A 6,862-nucleotide genomic window follows, 5' to 3' on the forward strand; every position below is an offset into this window, starting at 1 on the left:
CTGAAAATTACTCCTTATCCGCGAGAGCAAACATAATCTCTCCCTCGGCAACTACACGTCCATCCACCGTCGCGGTTGCTTTCCCTTTACCAATCATGCCCTTCAAGCGAGTGATCTCGACTTCCAGCCGCAGCGTATCTCCCGGTACTACTTGCCCACGGAAACGGAAACCGTCAATGCCCGCCAAGAAGCCAAGCTTTCCCCGGTTGCTCTCTACATTGAGAATCGCGACAGCGCCGACTTGTGCCAAAGCTTCAACAATCAGGACTCCCGGCATAACAGCATATTCAGGGAAATGCCCGACAAAAAAAGGTTCATTGATCGTCACGTTCTTGATGCCAACCGCTCGTTTGCCGTCCTCAATCTCCACAATCTTATCGACCAGCAAAAATGGGGGGCGATGGGGAATAATTTCTTGAATCTGTTTGATGTTCAACATAGTATTAAAATCCTCCTTATGTACGTACCCGCCAAGCATAGCGTTTGAAAAGGGGTGTTTGTTCCATTTGCTGCCGCTGTGCCGCTTTCTCAAGCCGCGGGAGGTATGATTTACGGTTGTATCATGCTTTCTCTTGAGGTTTTCTTAACGAATTTCAGATCATATGCATAAAAAGAAGGATCTGCGGAAAAAATGATGGATATCCTTCACCGCTGCAGAAGTGAAGGTTTTAGATAAGGGGCTTTCTCCAATCGGACACTTGTGTACGAGGAGAGGGCCCTTTTATAAGTTTTTTGGGGTCCCCGCAAAGTATTTGGAATAAGCATCGCAGCATAGGCTCCACTTTGTGGGGTTATTTTATATACATCCGTCCATTGTCATGAAATGACAAAGTTAATACGCAAGTCCCATCCCATTATACCGTTTAACCCCAAAAAAAGAAAACTCCCTTAAAGGGAGTTTGGCATCTAATCTCAAGACATGGTGTTCACCCTGACCTCTCGTCACGGTGCGAAAATTAAATCAAAAACATGCTTCCATGTGCCCCATTCAAACACTTCACTGAGCTCCTGATCGCCGAGGACAACATATCCGAAGACCATGCCTCCGAATAATGCCAATACGAGCAATACAGGAATCATGATACGGACAGCGATTTTCCATCCGGATGTCTTGGAACGTTTATTGGCGTTTGCTTCACTCATGATGCCCACCTACCCTCGCATTGTGTTGGCAAGGTTCATCATGGTATCGCTTGAACTAAGCGCACGTGCTGTCAGCTGGTAAGCCCGCTGAACTTCCATCATTTTGGTCATCTCGTCGGTCAAATTGACATTCGATTGTTCCATAAATCCGGACAGTACCTTCGATTTAAGAGGCTCGCCTGGAGCCGCCCGTGTTAAATCGAACACATCGCCTTCCGCCAAACCGTTTCCTACGACAAACAGGTTATCGCCGACAGCGACCAAGCCCTCCGGACGCTCAAGCTCGACCAGCTTCAAGGTTGCATAAGGAGCCGTACGTCCCGTGGGGGTCTCCACGATAATCTGCCCTTTCTCGTTAATGGCAACTTTCCCTTTGGCAGGAAGTGAGATCGGCTTATTGTTCACATCAAGTACAGGATAGCCTTGTGAATTGACCAGGAGCAGGTTGTTAGGGTTACGGGCATCCGGAGATACATGGAATCCGCCTTCGCGGGTATATCCAATCGCGCCATCTCCCTGAACGGCAAACATGGCTTGTCCATCAATCATCAGATCGAGCGGATTTCCGGTTTCCTTCATGGCTCCCTGCTCCATGTTCTGCACAACGGAAGATAGTCTCATGCCATACCCGAGTGTATAGCCAAGCGGTGTCGCACGGCCCGTCCGGTCGAAATCCTTGTGATGGCGCTGAACCTGCGTCAGCACATCTTCAAAGGAAGCCTCCTTTTTTTTATAACCAGCCGTATTGACGTTTGCTATATTGTCCGCAATGACATCCAACCGCTGCTGGAGGGCATTCATCGACACCATGGCGCTAATCATCGAGTTGTTCATCACTTACCTCCCGTGGGCTCACATTTTCATACAGCAGCGTGCTGCCTACTTACTTACAGACAAGCTTAGACTCGGCCGATCTCATTGACCGCCTTCTCCAGCGTTCTGTCGTAATACTGAACGATTTTTTGGTTCGTTTCATACGCGCGCAGCGCAGCTGTCAATTCTACCATCGATTGCGTTGGGTCCACGTTGGACCCCTCAATAAATCCCTGACGGATGACTCCGTTATCACCACGTGCCATAAAACGCACTTCCCCGTCCGGATCGGCCATACGGAACACGCCGTGACCTTCACGAATCAGTCCATGAGGCTCGCTCACGATGCTGACTCCGAGAATAATGCCTGTCCCATTGCCTTTTGCGTCCATGATTTCACCTTGCTCATTCACTGTAAAGTTACTCGCCGAGCCTGTCAATACAATCGGTCTGTTATTGTTATCCAGAACCTGATAACCGCTCTCGCTCAAAAGGCTACCATTCGGGCTAACCCGGAAGCTGCCGTTACGGGTGTAACGGATATCCCCGCTCTCATTCTGAACAGTGAAAAAACCTTCCGGCCGGTAAATCACCTCGCCGTTCTCATCCACATATCTGCCGGAAGCATCAAACGGATAAGCTTGGCCCGTTGCCGGATTCTGTACCGTAAAAGAGGATACCAGCGCAAAGTCTGTTGTCTTGCCCGTTTCCCGGAGCGCGCCTTCGGTATAAAGCGATATGCTCTCCTCAGCGTAAACACCAGTGTTGAACTTGCCCAGCTTCCGTCCCGCATTCGCCGAATCATTGCCGCCGATCATGGAGACAAGCACTTCGGGGAACGACCGCTGTACGCTGTTCGTTGCCTTGTAACCCGTCGTGTTGACGTTAGCAATGTTCTGCGTCACCGTATTATGTCGCTGCTCCTGGGTCATCATCCCTGAAGCTGCTGTATATAGACCTCTTAACAATGAAGGCACTTCCCTTCCATTAACGAATCATAACAACCTTAGTCGATATAACGACCGCTACGATGACGGATTGTACTTCCAATCGCTGTTGTTTTTGGATTTCTTGTAACTATGTTAGATAGGGTTGAAATCCAAAAACAAAGGCGACCACTTCGCTTTTCCATTACAATTCCGCCCTCTCCGCTGTTATCAACGTGGACGTATTGCGAAGCAGATCGCTAATCTCATCGTGGTGATTATACCGATTCATATCCATGCTCATGTTGTTCCTATCATCTATATCGGAAGGTTAGAACTTTTTCTTTACGACCTTGTCCAAATTATCCAGCATAATTCCCGTTCCCTTAACCACACAGTGCATCGGATCCTCCGCAACAAGCACCGGCACCCGCAGCTCGTCCGTCAACAGCTCGTCCAAACCATGAAGCAGTGCGCCACCGCCGGTCAATATGACGCCGCGATCGATAATGTCCGCCGACAGCTCCGGCGGCGTCCGCTCCAATACGGATTTGGCTGCGAGTACGATCGATGACACCGGATCCCACAGAGCTTCCTGCACTTCGGCTGAGGACACCGTTACGGTAAACGGAAGTCCCGATACCATATCGCGTCCGCGAATATCCATCTCAGCTTGTCTACCGCCTGGACGAACTGTTCCGATCGCCATCTTCAAATCTTCTGCCGTCCGTTCCCCGATCAGTAATTTATATTTTTGCTTCACGTACTTTATAATCGCCTCGTCGAACTTGTCCCCTGCCATTTTAATCGAAGAAGCGGTGACGACATCGCCCATGGACAGGACGGCCACATCCGTGGTGCCGCCCCCGATGTCCACAACCATGTTACCGCTCGGTTGAAAAATATCCATCCCTGCGCCAATTGCCGCTGCCTTCGGTTCTTCTTCCAGGAACACATCCCTTGCGCCGCTGCGCTCAGCCGCTTCCCGGATCGCCTTCTGCTCTACCGAAGTAATGTTCGTCGGAGCACAGATGAGGATTCGGGGCCGGCTGTGCCAACTGCGCGCGCCCACGCGATCAATAAAGTACTTCAGCATTGCTTCCGTTATTTCGAAGTCGGCGATGACCCCGTCCCTCAGCGGGCGGATCGCCGTAATGTTGCCGGGAGTGCGCCCGATCATGCGCCGTGCTTCCTCACCGACGGCAAGGACTCGTTTGGCGTCGGTCTCAATAGTGACAACGGAAGGTTCGTCTAACACTACCCCCTTCCCCTTTACGTGAATGAGCACGTTCGCCGTTCCGAGATCGATTCCAATATCCTTGCTCAACATCATGAAAAGCCCCCAAAGTGTTATTTTATGGTAAAAGAGTCTGTTCTCTGTACCGGACCATCCTTCGACATAATCTAGCAAGCGATGATGATCTTCGGCAAAACAGGTCCCATATTTCGATCCTATACCAGCTTTTAACATATCATACTTTAGGGGAGGGATTCAACGCCAATCTAGCGACCAAAGCCCTAAAAAATCAGGATTTCGCCGTGGCCACCGGTTCACGGTTGCTGCCGGTTTTTTTGTACTTGATCTTGGTAGCTTCTCCGCCTCTCAGATGGCGGATGGATTTGTGGTATTCGAGAATGTGCTTCACCTGATCCGCCAGGTCCGGGTTGATCTCCGGCAGACGTTCGGTTAAGTCCTTATGCACCGTGCTCTTCGACACGCCAAATTCTTTGGCTATAGTTCGAACCGTATGCCTCGTTTCCACGATACAGCGTCCGATCTTAATGGTCCGCTCTTTGATGTAATCGTGCACGCTCCCGCCTCCCTACTGTGTGGATAGTTTGGTACATTATATGAGGGGCATGACGGGATATTCGCGGTTTCAAGGGCTGACAAGCTTACTTGGACTCATTTATTTTCTGGACATGCTCGTGACGGACAAGCCTAAAATGTCCACAATGCAAGGCGCAGCAAGGGTTGGACTTGCCGTCCAAACCCGCAACAAAAAAAAGACAGGATCACAAGATCCTGCCCTCTTCAAGTGCGCGGTGGGCGCATGGCTACAAAGAAATGAAATTATTTTTGCGGAAGCACGCTCACAGGGTTGACCAGTTTCCCGCCCTCGTACACTTCGAAGTGCACATGGTTGCCGAGATCCTTCTCAAGCTCACTGCGTCCGGCAGTCGCGATGGAATCGCCCTGCTTCACTTCAGCGCCTTCCTTCACTTTCACTTCGTTCAAGCTTTGGTACACGGTTTTCGTGTCACCCGACGTAATTTCCACGACGTTGCCGTTAACCGGATGATTCTCGACCCGGGTCACTTTACCTGTCAGTGCGGCACGAACTTCAAACATCGTGTCATCTGCAGCAGCCAAGTCGATTCCCAGATTCGGCGTAAAGGTGTCATTATATTGCACCATCGCCTCTTGATGCGTTTCCGGGTTCGTCTCGTCAAAGTAAGGCTTGACGATGCTGACTGCCACGTCGTCGGCTACCGGCCAGATCATTGATTGAGCATTGGCCGTCACTTCTACAGCTTCTCCATCATTGCCTTCCGTTGCAGCAGGTTTCTCTGAACCTTGTACCGAATCCGATACGGTTGTTGCTTCCTCTTGTGGGTTCAGCGTCTTTTGGCTGGCGTCCTGGTAGACCCACACGAGGGTTAGTATAATTGCCGCTGCTGCTAAGTATGCTGCCGGGAACACCCACCGTTTGGATAATGCTTTCTTCCACGAAGATGACGGTACCGCCGAATCTCCTTGCACAGTTTTAGGAGTTTCTTCGTGGGGTTTACTATTTTTGTTCTGTTCATTCATTTGCAATCACCTCAGTAACCATTGTTACCGGGGTCAACTCTTTTATACGTAATCTAACTATTATTTTTTTGAAGAGAGAAGATTTGAAGTTTTGTCAAAAGAAATATTCGTATAATAGTGTTCCAGAATCTCTTTCGCTTCATATCCTTCGCGGGCCATGCCCTCTGCTCCGTATTGGCTCATGCCCACGCCGTGGCCGTTGCCGTAGGTCGTTATTTCCATCTCGCCGTCTTTCATATGAAGGGTGAATTGGCTGGACCGAAGCCCCAGCTTCTCTCTCACCTCGCGCCCGGTGAACTTCTTGCCGCCAACCCGTACGCTCTCAATTCGATGACCTTGCGTATACGAGAGTACTTTCAAAAAAGAAGCCCCCCCATCCCCGCCTGCCGATACCGGTACGGCTCCATCCGTCAGGCCGAGCTTTCCTATGAATTCCGAACGGGGCATCGTGATTGTTGTCTTGTACTTCGGTGAAATCTGTTTATCCCATGGACTCTCTACACTTCGTAGATAGGGAATCTCGTTCTTCCAATAATCCTCTGAATTTTCGGTATACCCGTTGCTGGTGGAGAAAAAAGAAGCCGTAATCGGTTGACCCTCATACGTCATCACCACTCCTGCCGTTTCCTTCACCGCTTGCTGGAGCATCGCCAGCTCTGCTTCCTTCCCCAGCCGCTGCCATTCCTTCGTAAGTTCGTCTTGGGCAATATAAGCCTGGTGACTGACCGTATCGGTCACCACGGCCTTGCCGTCCGGTACGCCGCTGCGGTCCCCGGATGCAAGCCGCTGCACGATATAGGTCCGTGCCGCAATGGCCTGGGCCTTGAGTGCCTCCAGCTGGAACTCGGCCGGCATCTCGGCGGCCAGGACGCCGACGAGGTATTGTTCCAGCGGCAATTCCTCCACGGTATCCGTCTTGGTTACATAGACGGATACCGTGGGCTCTTCCGCCGCCTGCGGCTCGGCGGAAGGCAGCGGGGCCGGCCCGGGCGGCAGCGGCTCTGGTGCGTTGTTGCCGGGGGCAACCACCAGCAGAGGCAGCGCCAGCGCCAAGGCCAGCAGCACCGCCACCGCCCAGACGGCGGGGTGCACCCGCACCCGCCGCCTTCCGGCGGCCGGGCGCCGCGCGGCAAAGCCGCGGCGCCCCCAGCGCGGCGGCTCGGCC

At 51.7% G+C, this 6,862-nt stretch carries 8 protein-coding genes; all 8 read right to left on the reverse strand.

Annotation, left to right across the window (positions count from 1 at the left end; all coding sequences use genetic code 11):
• Positions 1 to 7: 7 nt before the first annotated feature.
• Complete coding sequence (gene fabZ / locus CRG97_RS30315; protein ID WP_098749219.1) at positions 8 to 439, reverse strand: 3-hydroxyacyl-ACP dehydratase FabZ; 432 nt, start codon at positions 437 to 439, stop codon at positions 8 to 10.
• 503 nt (positions 440 to 942) lie between these two features.
• Entirely contained in the window at positions 943 to 1,143 is a 201-nt protein-coding gene (locus tag CRG97_RS30320) for a DNA-directed RNA polymerase subunit beta (protein ID WP_098749220.1), read from the reverse strand.
• Positions 1,144 to 1,152: 9 nt separating this feature from the next.
• Entirely contained in the window at positions 1,153 to 1,977 is an 825-nt protein-coding gene (locus tag CRG97_RS30325; RefSeq protein WP_098749221.1) for a flagellar hook-basal body protein, read from the reverse strand.
• Between the two features lie 65 nt (positions 1,978 to 2,042).
• A complete protein-coding gene (locus CRG97_RS30330; protein ID WP_098749222.1) occupies positions 2,043 to 2,924 on the reverse strand; it encodes a flagellar hook-basal body protein in 882 nt (293 codons plus the stop codon).
• 289 nt (positions 2,925 to 3,213) lie between these two features.
• Positions 3,214 to 4,212 (reverse strand): rod shape-determining protein, encoded by a 999-nt coding sequence (gene mreB / locus CRG97_RS30335; protein WP_153047520.1) that lies wholly within the window; start codon positions 4,210 to 4,212, stop codon positions 3,214 to 3,216.
• Positions 4,213 to 4,408: 196 nt separating this feature from the next.
• Complete coding sequence (gene spoIIID / locus CRG97_RS30340; RefSeq protein WP_009594246.1) at positions 4,409 to 4,693, reverse strand: sporulation transcriptional regulator SpoIIID; 285 nt, start codon at positions 4,691 to 4,693, stop codon at positions 4,409 to 4,411.
• Between the two features lie 263 nt (positions 4,694 to 4,956).
• Positions 4,957 to 5,697, reverse strand: a complete 741-nt coding sequence (locus tag CRG97_RS30350) for a M23 family metallopeptidase (RefSeq protein WP_098749225.1) — start codon at positions 5,695 to 5,697, stop codon at positions 4,957 to 4,959.
• Between the two features lie 60 nt (positions 5,698 to 5,757).
• Positions 5,758 to 6,862 (reverse strand): stage II sporulation protein D (spoIID, locus tag CRG97_RS30355; RefSeq protein ID WP_343225219.1); only part of this gene is annotated, 1,105 nt, incomplete at its 5' end.

It is taken from the genome of Paenibacillus sp. EZ-K15 (genome assembly GCF_002573715.1).
In the GTDB taxonomy this organism is placed as follows: Bacteria; Bacillota; Bacilli; order Paenibacillales; family Paenibacillaceae; genus Paenibacillus_AQ.

Coding starts and splice junctions, on each gene's coding strand:
- fabZ (WP_098749219.1), bottom strand. CDS start 439: ATGTTGAACATCAAACAGATTCAAGAAATTATTCCCCATCGCCCCCCA.
- CRG97_RS30320 (WP_098749220.1), bottom strand. CDS start 1,143: ATGAGTGAAGCAAACGCCAATAAACGTTCCAAGACATCCGGATGGAAA.
- CRG97_RS30325 (WP_098749221.1), bottom strand. CDS start 1,977: ATGAACAACTCGATGATTAGCGCCATGGTGTCGATGAATGCCCTCCAG.
- mreB (WP_153047520.1), bottom strand. CDS start 4,212: ATGTTGAGCAAGGATATTGGAATCGATCTCGGAACGGCGAACGTGCTC.
- CRG97_RS30350 (WP_098749225.1), bottom strand. CDS start 5,697: ATGAATGAACAGAACAAAAATAGTAAACCCCACGAAGAAACTCCTAAA.